Annotated in this window: 9 protein-coding genes; 5 read left to right on the forward strand and 4 right to left on the reverse strand. The window is 71.1% G+C overall.

The genetic code is table 11. The annotated features are described in order from the left end of the window. Positions 1 to 29: 29 nt before the first annotated feature. The gene (locus ACGFJ2_RS52470) at positions 30 to 1,223 is read left to right on the forward strand and encodes a helix-turn-helix domain-containing protein (RefSeq protein WP_357957850.1); all 1,194 of its coding nucleotides are present in this window, start codon (positions 30 to 32) and stop codon (positions 1,221 to 1,223) included. Here ACGFJ2_RS52470 and ccrA read toward each other — a convergent pair. Next, positions 1,204 to 2,523 (reverse strand): crotonyl-CoA carboxylase/reductase, encoded by a 1,320-nt coding sequence (gene ccrA / locus ACGFJ2_RS52475; protein ID WP_393481724.1) that lies wholly within the window; start codon positions 2,521 to 2,523, stop codon positions 1,204 to 1,206. The genes ACGFJ2_RS52470 and ccrA overlap by 20 nt on opposite strands. Continuing rightward, positions 2,520 to 8,897, reverse strand: coding sequence for an SDR family NAD(P)-dependent oxidoreductase (locus tag ACGFJ2_RS52480; RefSeq protein ID WP_393481727.1), 6,378 nt, complete (start codon positions 8,895 to 8,897; stop codon positions 2,520 to 2,522). The genes ccrA and ACGFJ2_RS52480 overlap by 4 nt, the downstream gene beginning before the upstream one ends. A 228-nt stretch (positions 8,898 to 9,125) precedes the next feature. On the opposite strand from ACGFJ2_RS52480, the gene ACGFJ2_RS52485 reads away from it, so the two are divergent. From ACGFJ2_RS52485 to ACGFJ2_RS52500, 4 genes are all read left to right on the forward strand, one after another. Continuing rightward, entirely contained in the window at positions 9,126 to 10,232 is a 1,107-nt protein-coding gene (locus ACGFJ2_RS52485; RefSeq protein ID WP_393481730.1) for an alpha/beta hydrolase, read from the forward strand. 145 nt (positions 10,233 to 10,377) lie between these two features. Further along, positions 10,378 to 10,602, forward strand: a complete 225-nt coding sequence (locus ACGFJ2_RS52490; RefSeq protein WP_225300811.1) for a hypothetical protein — start codon at positions 10,378 to 10,380, stop codon at positions 10,600 to 10,602. 366 nt (positions 10,603 to 10,968) lie between these two features. After that, positions 10,969 to 12,015, forward strand: a complete 1,047-nt coding sequence (locus tag ACGFJ2_RS52495) for an MDR family NADP-dependent oxidoreductase (RefSeq protein ID WP_393481733.1) — start codon at positions 10,969 to 10,971, stop codon at positions 12,013 to 12,015. 17 nt (positions 12,016 to 12,032) lie between these two features. Continuing rightward, positions 12,033 to 12,401 carry a MerR family transcriptional regulator gene (locus ACGFJ2_RS52500; protein WP_393481736.1) on the forward strand — a complete coding sequence of 123 codons (369 nt, stop codon included), beginning with the start codon at positions 12,033 to 12,035 and terminating at the stop codon, positions 12,399 to 12,401. Positions 12,402 to 12,425: 24 nt separating this feature from the next. Here ACGFJ2_RS52500 and ACGFJ2_RS52505 read toward each other — a convergent pair whose 3' ends face one another. Next, a complete protein-coding gene (locus ACGFJ2_RS52505; RefSeq protein WP_393481738.1) occupies positions 12,426 to 13,709 on the reverse strand; it encodes a hypothetical protein in 1,284 nt (427 codons plus the stop codon). A gap of 52 nt (positions 13,710 to 13,761) precedes the next feature. Further along, positions 13,762 to 14,976 (reverse strand): glycosyltransferase, encoded by a 1,215-nt coding sequence (locus tag ACGFJ2_RS52510; RefSeq protein ID WP_393481741.1) that lies wholly within the window; start codon positions 14,974 to 14,976, stop codon positions 13,762 to 13,764. Positions 14,977 to 15,079 lie beyond the last annotated feature (103 nt).

Here is a 15,079-nt window from a genome sequence, read left to right on the forward strand (position 1 = left end):
CACGGGTAACAATGGCGACAGGAGGGACGATGGCCATCAAGAGTGACACCAGCGAGACCCGGATCTCCGCGGATATCGTGAAGACGCTCAGGGCCGGAATCGGCCGGATCTCCGCCGAGGTGATCGCGGAGATCCAGGCTCGCATCCCCGAGTACGCCAGACCGTCCGACGAGGTCTACATCAAGGTCGTCAGGATGGCCGTCGAGCAGGCCATCGACGGCTTCCTCGACCACATCCAGGACCCCGCCGCCCCCTGGGACCCCGAGCCGTTCCGCATGATCGGCAAGGGCGAGGCGGCCGAGGGGCGCAACCTCGAGCCGCTGCAGGCCGCGATGCGGCTGGGCGCCAGGGTCGGCTGGCGGCGGCTCACCGAGATCGCCGACACTCTCGGGCTTTCCCCGCAGTCCCTGTACGACCTGGGCGAGGCCATCTTCGTCTACCTCGACCAGCTCGCCGACGCCGCGGCCGAGGGCTTCGACGAGGCCAGGGCGCACGCGGCGGGCGAGATCGAGCGCCGCCGCAACCGCCTGCTCGACCTGCTGCTGAGCCGGCCACCCGCCGGCGCGGAGGCCATCTCCGACCTGGCCAAGGCCGCCGGGTGGCGGCTGCCCAAGACCGTGGCCTGTGTCGCCCTCGACGACCAGCACGGCACCTGCCGCTCACCCGCGATGCCGCCCGACGTGCTGATGGGCCTGGACCGAGCCACGCCCTGCCTGCTCATACCCGACCCGAACGGCCCCGGCCAGGCGCGCATGCTGGAGACCGCGCTCCGCGGCTACCTGGGCGCCATCGGGCCGCCCGTGCCCCTGACCGCCGCCGCGGCGTCGCTGCGCTGGGCGGCCGAGGCGCTGGAGCTGTCCGGGCGCGGCGTGCTGCCGCGCGGCCTGCTGCACTGCGCGGACCACATGGCGACGCTGGTGGTGTTCAAGGACGAGGAACTGGTCAACGCGCTGGCGGAGGTACGCCTGGCGCCACTGGCCCACCTGCGGCCCACACAGCAGGACCGGCTGGCGGAGACGCTGCTGGCCTGGCTGCGGTACGGCCGGGGGGCGGGTGAGGTGGCGGCTCGGCTGCACGTACATCCGCAGACGGTCCGTTACCGGTTGCGGCAGCTGGAGGAGCTCTACGGCGATCAGCTCGCCGATCCGGACATCCGCTTCGAGCTGGAGATCGTGCTCCGTGCTCGCCGGGCCGCCCTGAACGTCATACACGGAAAAGTCTGAGGCGCTCCTCGCCTATGCGCTCGCGGAGGCGGCCGTCTTCGATGCCGAGGTCCTGCTCGGGGGCCAGTGCGAGCACGCCGACCTTGCCGACGTGCTGGTTCAGTTGTACGGCGCGCGCCGCGTCCCCCGCCTTTTCCAGCGGGTACACCCGGGAGAGCGTGGGATGGATCATGCCGAGCGAGATGAGCCGGTTGGTCTCGTGGCACTCCTGGTAGTTCGCGCCGTGTGAGCCGATGATCTGCTTGAGCCGCATCCACAGGTGGCGGTTGTCGTAGGTGTGGTCGTACCCGCTGGACGAGCCACACGTGACCACCTTTCCACCCTTTTTCGCGACATATACCGAAGCGCCGAAAGTGTCCTTTCCGGTGTGCTCGAACACGATGGCCGGGTCCTCCCCCACCAACCGCCTGACCTCCGCCCCCAGCCCGCGCCAGCCCTTCTCATCGGTCAGGTCGTCGAAGCGCGATCGGTCGACGACGTGCTCGCAGCCCATCTCGCGCAGCAGCGCGGCCTTCTCCGGCGAGCTCACCACGCCGACGGGGATGCCGCCGCCGTTCCTGACGAGCTGCACACCGTACGCGCCGAGGCCGCCCGTCGCCCCCCACAACAGCACCACGTCGCCCTGCTTCATCCGGGCGCCGCGCTCGCCGACCAGCATCCGGTACGCCGTCGACGCGCACAGCATGTTGCACGCCGCCTCCTCCCAGCTCAGATGCCTCGGCTTGGGCAGCAACTGGGTCGCCTTGACCACCGCGAACTCCGCCAGCCCCCCGAAGTTCGTCTCGAACCCCCAGGCCCGCAGGTCCGCGGCCAGCATCCCGTCGTGCTGCACCATCGGGTCCTGGCTGTCGAGGTACGCGGGGCTGGTGACGACGCGATCCCCGGGACGCCAGTGCCGTACCGCCTGACCCGCTCTGACGACCACCCCGGCCGCGTCGGAGCCGAGCACGTGGGTGGGCAGGTCGTGCCGGGGATCCGTACGGCCGAACCGCTCCAGGAAGGCGAACGTCGGGATCGGCTCGAACATCGCCGACCAGACCGTGTTGAAGTTGATCGCGCTGGCCATGACCGCGACAAGCACCTCGTCGGGGGCCAACTCCGGCATCGGCACCTCGCCTACGTGAAGCGACCTCCGCACGTCCTTGTCCGGGCCGTCGTTGTCTTGGCCGTCGTTGTCTTGGCCGTCGAACATGCCGACCTCATCCTTGCGGAGGTGTACGGCGCGGTAGCGCGTCGGCACCTCCAGGCTCGCCAGCTCGGCAGGCGCCGCGCCCGCCACCACGGCCTCTGCCAGCGTCATGCGAGCCTCCTCTTCAGGTCGGCGGCGATGCCTTCGACGTGGGGTGGATCGAGCAGGTTGAGGTGATGCGCGCCGGGGACCTCGATGATCTCCAGGCACGGACAGTACGGGCGAAAGCCACGCGTCGGATCGTCCGCGTGGGCGTACCGCACGTCCTCGACGGCCCAGGGGGTCGGCTCAGTGGACCGGTAGAGGAGCACGTCGCCCAGGTACGGCCCGGCCTCGTAGCGGTCGATGGCCCTGGTGTCCTCGTGCGAGGTGATCTGGTGACGCAGGATGGCCGGGCTGAGCAGCTCCAGCACGCCGGACTCCGCGATCCGCTCCTCGGCCAGCGCGACCTGCCCGCGCTCGTCGAGCGACAGGAGCTCTCGCGGGTCGAGGCGGACCCGAACGCCATAGGTGTCACGCAGATAGGCCGCGAAGTCCACGTACCGCCGGGCCTGGATCTCCCGCCGCCGCTCCTCGGGCACCCGCTCGGGCAGCCCCGAGTCGATCATCACGACCAGCTCGACGTCGTCGCCCAGCCGTCTGGCGATCTCGAACGCCAGGATCCCCCCGAATGACCAGCCACCCAGCCGGTACGGTCCCGGATAGGTCCGTCTGACGGCCTCGGCGTAACGGGCGGCCCGTTCTGGGATGCCCAGCTCAGCCGCGTCGTCCAGCCGTTCCAGGCCGATGACCGGGAGGTCTAGGCGGGCAGCCAGCAGGGCGTACACACCTGTGGTGCCACCGGCGGGGTGGGCCAGAAACAGCGGCCTGCCGCCGGTCCGTTCGGTGCGGTTGGCCTGTTCGGTGCGGTGAGTCCGTTCGGTGCGGTCGGGCCGTTTAATCCCGGTTCGTTCGGTTCTTTCGGTGAGGGGTCTGACGGTGGCGAGCCCGGCTTCGGCCATCTCGCCCTGGCGTACGGCATCGGCGACCTCGGCCACCCGCGCTCTCTCCCGTCCGCCGACCATCGCGACCGATCTGCCGAGTTCGAGGCGGAGAAGGTCGAGGGCCTTCGCCAGCGTGTCCGGCGCGATGGTCTCAGTGACCGAGGGTTCGCGTCCCAGCAGACCGGTCAGCACCCGAACCACCTGCCGCTCCGCCGCATCCCTCGGCCCGACCACCACACGCCCGTTGACAGCACCCGACGGTCCGGCTGTGCCGCGCGGCGGCCCTGTCACCGCGTCCTGATCCGCTGGCCCTGTCGGCACGTCTACCTGACCTGCGGTAGCGCGCGCTGGACCTGTCGGCGTGTCCGCCTGACTCGCTGAGGCGGGTGGCGGTTTGGACTGCGGGAGGGCCAGGTCGGCGGTGACGGCCTGGGCCAGTTCGCCCAACGTCCCGCCGTTGAGCAGCGGTGTCGTCGGGATCGTGACGCCGAAGTCGTACTCGATCAGGCCACGCAGCCGGGTGGCGGCCAGCGAGTCGAGCCCCCGGTCGGTGAGCACGGCACCCTCGTCGAGCCACACCGGCTCCACCCCGAGCACGGCCGCGACCCGCTCTCTGACGGCGGCCAGCACCCGCTCGGGCCCGAGGTCGCGTCGCACCTCTGGGGCGAGGTCGGCGACGTCCGAGAAGTACGGAAGGCGACCGATCCCAGGAAACACCGACAAAGCCGCAGCTGGGGCGATCCTGACCACCCCCGCACACCGGTCCCGCTGGATCAACGCCCCAAACGCCTCAACACCCTCCTCGACAGTCAGCGGCTCGACGCCCGGCATCGTGGCGGCCCCGGCCCACGTACCCCAGCCGATGGCGATGGCGGGCAGCCCCCGGGCGCGGCGCAGTCGGCAGAGGGCCTCCAGCCAGGCGTTGGCCGTGGCGTAAGCGGCCTGCCCGGGGGAGCCGAGCAGCGCGGCGGCGGAGGAGAAGGCCACCCACCAGTCGAGGTCCAGGTGTTCGGTGGCTCGGTGGAGGTTGAGCGCGCCGTCCACCTTGGCGGCCCAGACCCGTTCGAGGCTGCTGGGGTCGAGGTCGGCGACCAGACGATCGTCCAGGACTCCGGCCGCATGTACGACTCCGCGCAGCCGTACCCCTCTCGCGGTCGCAGCCGCCACAAGCTGCTCGGCCGTACCCTGCGCGGCCAGATCACCCGCCACCACCTGGGCGACGCCCACGAGGTCGCTGGGCACGGGGGTGGCGGCCCGGCCATTCAGCACGATACGGGTGGCGCCAAGGCGGGCCAGCCGACGCGCGACAACCAGCCCGAGCCTCCCGTACCCACCGGTGATCACATAACCGCCGGGCCCCGCGACCGCCATGGCAGAGCGCAAGGTCGCCGAACGCGGGGTCGCGGGGGCGGGGGCTGCCAGGCGGGAGGTCGCCGGGCCGGGGGTCAGGGTGGCGCGGCGCAGTCGGGCCGCGTAGCGGACGCCATCGCGCCATGCCACCTCGTCGTCTCCGGTCGGGGTGGCGAGTTCCCGTGGCAGCACGCCGGGGTCGTCGACGTCCACCAGCCTGACGCGGGCCTCGGGACGCTCCAGCGCCAGCACTCTGACCAGCCCGCTCAACGAAGCGGGGCCGGGATCTGCGGCCTCTCCGTCCCGTACGGATTGAGCGCGTTCGGTGACGATCGTGAGCTGTGTCCCCTGGTCGGCGAGGCGGGCCAGGTCCAGGATCAGCCGCCGAGCCGCCGACGGCTCCAGCAGTCGCGGAACCCGCACAACAGCGCCCGATCCCTGAGCCGTCTCTTGGACGTCGCCCGCCGGAGTCGTCGGCAAGGGGGCGGGGACCCAGACGCGTTCGACGAGCTTGGCGTCGAGGGGCACCGGGATGCTCGATGCCGCGAGCTCCCGGCTCTCGACGCCGTGGAGCGTGCCGTCCGCCGCCACCCGCCGTACCCTCTCCAGGGCCTCGGGCGGCGCGGCTGGCTGCGTGTCCAGGGCTTCGGGCGGCGCGGCCGGCTGCGTGAGGCTGGCCGAGCCGTAGACGGTCCAGGAGCCCGCGGCGTTCTTGGCGGTCACCTCCACCCGCGTTCCCGCCAAGGTGACCGTCACCTGCGAGGGCAGGGGAAGCAGCGCGTGCAGGGCCACCTCGTAAAGCTCCACACCGTGCGACTGCACCGAGCCGTGCGACTCCGCCGGGCCATGCAGCTCCACCGAGCCATGCAGCTCCGCTGAGCCGTACACCTCCACGGCCGCCGCGTGCGCCAGTCTGGCCACGGCGGTGAGCGGGAGCACGGGGTGGCCGTGGCGGTGCCAGTCGGACGGGTCCAGGCGCCAGGGCGCGTCGGTGAGGTCGCCGAGCGCGGTGGTCCACGCGTGTCCGGCCGGGGTCTCGACGTGCGCGCCGAGCAGGCGGTGTCCTGGCGGGCGGCGGTACGGGGTGACCCAGTGGCGGGTGTGCCGCCACGGCGCCCCCGGTACGTCCACCACCCGGCCACGCGTCCTGGGCGTGATGGCGGTGGCCACGGTGGCGAGTTGGGAGTGGAAGGCGTCGTCGTGGTGGCGTTCGAGGGAGTGGGTGATCATCGTCGCGGCCGGGAGTGTGTCCTGGAGCGCCTGGCTCAGCACGGGGTGCGGGCTGAGCTCGGTGAAGACAGTGAAGCCGTCCTCCGCGGCGGCCTGTACTGCCTGGAGGAGACGCACCGGTCGGCGCACGCCAGCGGCCCAGTACGCGGCCTCGAACGTGGGGGGCTCGCGAGGGTCGTCCAAGACCGTGGAGTAGAACGGCAGGCGCGGCTTGGCGGGGGTGATGGCGGCCAGCTCGTTCCTGATCTTCGGCAGCAGAGGGGCGACCTGGGGTGAGTGTCCGGCGCCTTCGGTGGTGAGTGTTCTGGCGAACAGCCCTCGTGCCTCGACCTCCGCCACGAACCGGGCGACCCGCTCGGGAGCGCCGGTGACGACGGTCTGGTGCGGGGCGGAATGAACCGCCACATACAGGTCACCGGGCACCTCATCGGCAGCCACCCCGACCACGGCCATCGCCCCACCACCATCGCCATCGCGACCGCCATCCCCATCCCGACCGCCACCGTGACTGCCATCCCCATCCCGACCGCCACCGCCACCGCCACCGTGACTGCCATCCCCATCCCGACCGCCACCGCCACCGTGACTGCGACCATCACCGCCGCCGAGGCCGCCGAGGCCGCCGAGGCTGGCGAGGAGGCGGGCGCGGCGGCAGATCACGCGTACCGCGTCGTGCTGGTCGAGGCCGCCCGCCACCACGGCAGCCGCCACCTCGCCCATCGAGTGGCCGATCACGGCGGCGGGTTCGATGCCGTACGCCTGCCACAGGCGGGCCAAGGCGAGCTGGACGGCGAAGATCATGGGCTGGACGGTGGCCACGCCCTGGGCGTCCGGGGCGTGGAGGTCGATGCCGGCCTCAGCTCGGAGCAGGGGCGCGAGCTCGTCGATGGCCTGCTTGTAGGGCGGCTCCGTTTCGTACAGGTGGTGGCCCATGGCCGGCCACTGCGAGCCGTACCCGCTGAAGACCCACACCGGGCCGACCGGCGCCAGGGGGACGGGCCGGGGCGTGACGGCGGCGAGGCGTTCACGCAGCTCGGCTGTGTCGGCGGCGGTCACAACGGCGGCCGCGCGAGCGCCACCGGCTCGCCTGGCCAGGGTGTGGGCCACGTCACCGAGGTCGGCTGAGGGCTCCCAAGCGGCCAGGGTCTCGGCGTACTGCCGCACGCGATCGGGCGTGGCACCGGTGAGAACGAAGACGTGCTGGGCAGGCACGGGCTGCGGAGGCCGCGTGTGGACGGAGTGGGCACGGGCGGGCTGCGTGGGCTGGCCGGGGACCGACTGCGGGTGCCGCGTGACGACGGGCTGTGCGGGCACGGGCGGGCCGTAGGCAGGGCGGGCGGGGACGGCCTGGGTGAGGGCGGGCTGGGCGGTCGTTGAGGCGGTCGGGCGGGCGGAAGCCGCCTCCCCCACCGCCCGATAAGCGGCCAGAGCGATGTGCGCGTTGGTGCCGCCGAAGCCGAACGACGACACCCCCGCGCGTGCGTCCGCCCGTGGCCACGGCGTCGGCGAGGTGACGACTCGCAGCCTCTCCCACGGGATGTGCGGGTTCGGCTGCCGGAAGTGGAGGCTGGGTGGGATCACGCCGTGCCACAGCGCCAGGACCGTCTTGATGAGCCCCGCGACCCCGGCCGCCGCCTCCAGGTGGCCGAGGTTCGTCTTGGCCGAGCCGAGCAGCACCTGCCCGGGAAACGCCCCGGCGATGGCCCGCGCCTCGATGGGGTCGCCGAGGAACGTGCCCGTTCCGTGTGCCTCCACGTAGTCGGGTCCCCGGTCCAGCCCCGCGTACACCTGGCGCAGCAGGGCCTCCTGCGCTTCGGGGTTGGGGGCGACGAGGCCGTTGGAGCGGCCGTCCTGGTTGACGCCGGTCTCCCTGATCACCGCCAGCACGCGGTCGCCGTCCCGTTCGGCGTCCGTCAGGCGTTTGAGTACGACGACGCCGCAGCCCTCGGCCCGCACCATGCCGTCGGCCGACGCGTCGAACGCCTTGCACCGCCCGTCCGCCGCCGTACCGCCGCCCTGGTCGAAGGCCACCGTGACCAGGGGCGACAGCAGCAGGTTCACCCCGGCGGCCAGGGCCAGGTCGCACTCTCCCGATCTCAGGGCGCCTACCGCGAGGTGGGTGGCGACGAGGGAGGACGAGCAGGCCGTGTCCACCGCCATCGAGGGGCCGCGCAGGTCGAGCAGGTAGGACAGGCGGTTCGCGGCGATGCTGAGCGCCGCGCCGGTGGCCGTCCACGCGCCGACGCCGCTCAGGTCCGCGCTGGTCAAGTAGGCGTACTCGGCGCCGGAGATGCCGACGTACGTCCCGGTACCGCTGCCGCCCAGCGACCTCGGCGCGATGCCGCCGTGTTCCAGCGCATCCCAGGCCGTCTCCAGGAGCAGCCGCTGCTGCGGATCCATGAGCGCCGCCTCGCCCGGCGCGATCCCGAAGAACTCCGCGTCGAACCCGGCCACGTCCTCCAGGAAGCCGCCGTGCCTGGTCGTCCCGGCCAGTACCTCCTCCGTACGCGCCGATCCGTCGTCGAACGCCTCCCACCGCCCCGCGGGCACCTCGCCGACCGCGTCCCGCCCGTCGAGCAGCAGCTCCCAGTACGCCTCGGGGCCGTGCGCGCCCGGCAACCGACACCCCACCCCGACCACCGCCACCGGCTCACCCGGGTCGCCGGGGATCTCTGCCCGGTCCTCCTGGGGCGGTCCCGCGAGTGCGCGGGCCAGACGGTTGATCGTCGGGTGCTCCCAGGCCAGGGTCGGGCTCAGCTGCCTGCCGAGCAGCTCGGCCAACTCGCCCGCGATCGCCACCGCGTCACGTGACGACAGGCCGTACTCCTCCAGCGGCCGTTCCGGATCGACCCGCTCGACGCCGCGTGACGCGATCCGCTCGGTGAGGAAGCGGCGGATGTCGGCTTCGCCCAGTACGTTCACGAGGGCTCCCATGCTGCCGGGTGATCGGCCAACATACCCACACGCCGTGGCACCGGGGCAGGCCCGTACCGAACATTCCTCGGGTCTGATTTGTCACGCCGGTGATAACCCCCGGTTTTGTCCGGCAGAGCGCACCCAACGGCGATATTTCGTTGCGTTGGGGCATAGCTGGACCGGTGCCCGGGCCCCTAGCCTCGCCTCCGGTCTCACTTGCGAAGGGGAGCTCTCATGCGATCCCGCGCCCTACTGGCACTGGCGACGACGGTGCTCCTCGTCGGCTCGAACGCCACCCCCGTGCTCGCCGATCCGGGCTGGTCGCTCGTGCCCGACGGAAAATCGACCACCGCGACGAACTACATGCCCGGCCAGAAAGCCCTCCCCGGCAGTGCCCGCGTCGTGCGGGAGAGGTGGCTGAGCCCTCGCATGCTCGACCTCCTCATCTCCTCACCGTCGATCGGCCTGATGACGCCGGTCCGCCTGCTGCTCCCCAAGGGCTGGTCCAAGCAGGCGAACCGTACCTGGCCCGTCCTGTACCTCCTCCATGGCGGCGCCGACAACTACACCTCCTGGACCCGCATGACCGACATCGCCGACTTCACCGAGAACCTGGACGCCATGGTCGTCATGCCGGAAGCAGGCCGGGCCGGTAACTACTCCGACTGGTACAACGGCGGCAAGGGCGGCACACCGGCGTGGGCCACGTTCCACACGTACGAGGTGCGACGACTGCTGGAGATCGGCTACCGAGCGGGCACCCGGCGAGCCGTGGCCGGCCTGTCGATGGGGGCGTACGGGGCGATGAAGTACGCGGCCCGCTATCCGGGGATGTTCCGCTTCGTCGGCGCGTACAGCGGCATCATGGCCACCGAGATCCCCGGCATCCCAGCGATCATCATGAACGCCCAGGCCAGCGAGAAGCAGGACCCCAAGGCCCTGTGGGGCGACCCCATCCGCGACCGGCAGGTCTGGGCGGCCAACGACCCCGTGGCCCTGGCCCCGAGGCTGAGGGGCGTCTCCATCTACATGTCCAGCGGCACGAACAGCTTCATGGGCCCCCTGGACCCGCCCGGCTCCCCCTGGCACCCGGCCCACCTGGGCGAACCCATCTCCGCCTACACGGTCAAAGCCCTGAGCAAGCGCCTGAACAGCCTGGGCATCCAGCACACCCTGAACCTGTACGGCAACGGCACCCACACCTGGCCGTACTGGATCAGGGAGTTCAAGAACTCGTACCCCATGATCTTGGCCGCGCTGGGCCTGCCGGGCGGCGGCCCGCCCAAGCTGGACACGACGGACCGCCAGGGCGACTGGCAGTTGGCCGATCCCCGGCCCTGAGCATGTCACCGCCTGTCCTCAACGGCTTTCCGGACGCCAATAAAACGGGCATAAGGCCGATGTTCCTGGGTATTCACGCCCGAAAACCGAACCACTGCGGCGAATGTGGCGTTCTAAGATCTCGCGGTGGCGCATACTGGAGTAGATGAAGCCACCCAGCGCCGCGACCCGGCGCCACCTGCCCACCAGCCCCTTCAAGCCCCCGCCTCCGGCGCCGCCGGTCGAGCAGTTCAGCATGCACGACCAGGTGTCCCACGACCGCTACGGTCTCGGTCGGGTCATCGGTGTCGAGGACGAGGCCGTCCTCATCGACTTCGGATCACGACAGGAACGCATCACGACCCCATACGCCAAGCTGATCAAACTCTGAAACCGCCTGGCACCATCTGAAGCGGGCAGCGTTCGCCAGAGGGCGCTGTCGGTGTGTGTTGACGCGTGTTTTCGGGCCCGGCCCTGTAAGTATGGTCACCGCCTTCAGGCGCTCTGCGCCGATGGAGCTCGGGCGGTGACAGTGGGGACATGTCCCCGCACCTCCGGCGAGGTGACCTTCCGGCCCTCGTGCTCCCCGGGCCCAAGCCGTCTGGCCAGTTCGTGCTATCGGAAATCCAGCCTGCGGCGTGTGCCCCAGGGCGGCGAGCCACGACCTCCTCATCGTGCGACTTGCCTTTGACGTATGGGTCAAGGGTTAAGGTCGCGACGCCATAAGGGCCCCTTGCCCACCGCTGAGGAGCGTCGCATGCCTGCCCTGCCCCACACGTCCCGCGAAGCCTTGCCCCGTACGTCCCGCGAAGTCCGGCTCGCCAGTCGCCCCGACGGCCTGCCGAGGCCGGAGCACTTCGAGGTCGTCGAGACGCCACTGCCGGTGCCCGAAGAAGGCCAGGTACTGGTCCGCAACCGCTTCTTCCACGTCTTCGCGGCACTCCGTACCCTGATCGGCGGATCGGTGAAGGGCGCGCCGTTCCCGCCTCTCCTCCCCGGTGACACCCTGTTCGGGGCGGCGATCGGTGAGGTCGTGTCAGCGCCCGCGGACAGCGGGCTGCGCCCCGGCGAGCTGGTCTCGCACTGGCTCGGGTGGCGCGAGTACGCGGCCGTGGCCGCCGCCCAATGCACCCCGCTGGGTGACACACTGCCCGACCCTGTCGCTCATCTGGCACAGGGCTGGACCGCGTACGCCGCGTTGACCCTGGGCGCCGAGGTACGGCCCGGAGACACGGTGTTCGTCTCCGGCGGCGCCGGCGCGGTCGGCTCGCTGGCCGGGCAGATCGCCCGGCTGCTCGGCGCGGGCCAGGTGATCGGCAGCACCGGCTCGCGGGAGAAGGCCGAGCGGCTGGTGTCCGAGCTGGGGTACGACGCCGCCGTGATCCGCGGCGCGGAGCCGATCGACGAGCAGCTGGCCAAGATCGCGCCGGACGGCATCGACGTCCTCCTGGACAACGTCGGCGGCGAACAGCTCCAGGCGGCGGTGGCCGCGGCCCGGCCCGGGGCGCGGTTCGTCCTGGTCGGCGCACTGTCCGGCCAGATGGCGGCGCACGGCACCGGTACGACGGCGCCGGTCGAACTGGACACCTACCAGCTCATCCTCAAGGGCATCGCCATGCGTGGCTTCAGCGCCCCGGACGACGCGCGGGCACGAGCACAGTGGACCGAGCGCTTCGGCGGCTGGCTGCGTTCCGGAGAGATCACGTTTCCGCACGTACGAGTGCCGGGCATCGAGCAGGCTCCCCAGGCGTTGCACGAGATGATCGGCGGCCGGCATCTCGGAGCCGTCGTCGTAGAGCTGTAGTTACCTTTGGAGGGCTGATGCGGATCGGCGACGCGGCGGCAGCGGCGGGCACGACACCTCGGGCACTGCGTTTCTATGAGCAGCGCGGGCTGCTGCCCCCGGCGCCGCGCACGATGACCGGGCAGCGGGAGTACGGGCCCCGTGACGTGACGCTGGTGCGGATCATCCGCGAACTGCTGTCACTGGGGCTGACCGTCGAGGACGTGCGCAGCTGCGCCGAACGCCTCCATCTTCTGGAGGGCGACACGTTGCCGCCGTACGGCAGCACTGGCTGCACTCAGGGCACCGGAGTCGTCCAGCGTCGGCTCACCGCCTTGGACGAGGAGATCTCCCGTCTGACAGCACTGCGGGAACGACTCGCCGCCCGGGTCAGCACGACGACCTGACCCGGGGTCAGCACAGTGACCTGATCAGGCGGTGTGCAGATAAACCTGCCCGAACACCTCGGACAGCTTCTTGAGGTCCGTGGCCGAGTCGACTTCCGGCGCCGACGGGTCGTAGATCGTGGCCAGCCGGGGACGGATCGAGGTCAGCTTCTTCAGCTGGTCCCAGGTGGCGTTCTCGGCCCACTTCTCGCCGTACAGCCTGCTGACCTGTCCCTGGTCGTTCTGCCAGCGGGACCAGAGGTTGACGGTCTCGGCGGCGTCGGCCTGGAGCGGCGTGGCGATGCGGTCGGTGATCGACTTGGTGGCCTGCTCGGCGGTGAGCTGCGGCGAGCCCACGGCGGCGAAGCCCGCGTCTTCCGCAACGATCTGACCGTAGGCGTCCCAGGCGCGGGCCCTGACCTGGATCCACTGGTTGCGCTGGGCCTCGGTGCCGTCGATCTTCCAGGTGGCGTACTCGGTCGCCAGGTGCCCGCCGTCCAGGGCGAGCTGGTCGACGAGGCCCTTGGTGAGCCAGGCGCCGATCCGCTCGGGGTCGAGCAGCGGGTACTTCTTGGTCACCTCGGCCTTGCACGTGTCGTTGGCGCCGCAGCCGAGCACCGGCACCACCGTGTGCACGGCCAGCTTCTTGCCCGGCGCGAGGTTGCGGAGCGTGGTGGTGGCCTCCGTGACGAACTTGTCCATCTCGTCAGCCGTCTCGAACGTCTTGTTGAAGCCGAGCTGCGAGCTGAACCTGATCCCCACGGCGCCCTGCTGCGCCGCGACCGCGGCGACCTTCTTGGCCGCCTCGGCGAGCTTGCCCGCCTTCCAGTCGTCGGCCAGCTCCGCGTCGATCCAGACGCGCATCCCGGCCGCGGCGGCGGCCTTGACGGCCTGGCCACCGGCGGACTTCTCGGCAGCCTGGATCTCGGCCTTGGACAGGCCCTCGGGGTTGACGAAGCACTCCTCGCCGGACTGGCACTCGGGCGAGCCGCCGTCCTCAGCGCCGTCGACATCGGGCGAGTCGACGTCGTGCAGCTCGCCGTCGCCCTCGGAGTCGTTGGCGCACTCGTTGCCGGCTTCGGTGCAGTCGACCAAGATCGGGCTCAGCGGGCCGGCCTCCTGCATGTGCTCGCCGTCGTTGGAGAGCCAGAAGTTGGCGATGTCCCGCGCCTCGTCGGGAGTGGCCATCCAGCGGCACACGACGTACGCCGGGGTGTCGCCGGACATCAGGTCGTTGCAGCTGCGCGGATCGTCCTCCGACCAGGCTGGAACGCCTATGCCCAGCAGTGAGAGTGCCAATCCGATGACGAAAATCTTCCTCAGTCGCATGGCGCCTTACTCCAGGGGGTGATCGCGGACATATCGCACAATATCCGGATGATCAGCTACCTTCAATGAGATCCACTGCGTTCTTCACCCCGTGTTCCACCCGCAGTAGCCCCCCAAGTTGCGCCGCGTTCTCGCGATATTCCGGTACGGCCAGCAATCGCGCCGCCAATGACCGCCCGCTCAGCGCCCGAATAGGCAACGGCGGCGGCCCCGCTCCCAATGCCGCCACCCGGCGGCCCCAGAACGGTTGGTCGGAGAAGAAGGGGCAGACCACGTTCGGCACCCCGGCCGCCAGCCCCGCCGCCGTGGTCCCCGCCCCACCGTGGTGCACGACGGCCGCCGTCCTCGGGAACAGCACCTCGTGCGCCACCTCGCCTACCGGACAGACGTCCGCCGAGGCGGCCACGGGCAACCCCTGCACCACCGCCCGTACCCCGGCCAACCGCAACGCCGTGACCACCTGCTCGGCGACCGCGTCCGGCTTATCGGGCACCATGCTCCCGAACCCGACGAACACGGGCGGCGGTCCATCGTCTAGAAAGGCGGCGACGTCTGGGGGCAGCGGAAGGGCGGTCGGGTCCGGGTGCGGCGGGAGGGCGGTTGCGCTGTCCGGGTCGAGTGGCAGGCGCCAGTAGCCGGTCAGGTGGACGTAGTCGGGCCAGTCGCGCGGCCTGGGCACCACCAGCGGGCTCACCCCGCACAACACCGGCACCCGATCCCGCCGGTCGGCCGCGAACGGGCTCCCCCGCAACGGTCGCAGCCCCAGCACTTGCCCGCGCAGCCGGTTCATCATGCGGCCCAGCATCAGCCAGCCAAGCCGCTCGACCACGGCGAAGCTGGCCCGGTTGCCGACCCTGCCCAGGGTCCGGCACGGGATCAGCGGGTTCGGGAACTCACCGGTCGGCTCGCTGGGCTGGAACTGCAGGATCCCGTACGGCATGCCGTACCTCTCGTGGAGGTGTCTGCCCATGGCGCCGAGCGCGGGCCCGAGGACCAGTTCGGCGTCGGCGCAGGCGTGGTCCACCTGGGCGACGAGCTCCGCGGCGAGGGGTTCGAGAACGGCCCTGAAGCCCCGCACGAACCCCAGCGGCCCGCTGCGCAACCACGCCTGCCCTTCCTCGCTCTCGACGATCGCCACCGGATCCACCCCTAGCGGCACGAACCGCAGGCCCGCTAAACGCTCACCTATGGCCAGATGTCCGAAGCGTTCGGGCGCCACAAGCGTGACTTCGTGCCCACGCGCGGCCAGCCCTTGGGCCAGCGCCACGCATGGCTGAGTGTCCCCCCGCGACCCCAAAGCCAGCACCGCAACCCTCACACCCAGCCCGCCTTCTCGGCCCTGCCCGCCGTCACGCCCAGCCCGCCCTTAC

Origin of the sequence: Nonomuraea sp. NPDC049028 (assembly GCF_043197735.1) — a bacterium.
In the GTDB taxonomy this organism is placed as follows: Bacteria; Actinomycetota; Actinomycetes; order Streptosporangiales; family Streptosporangiaceae; genus Nonomuraea.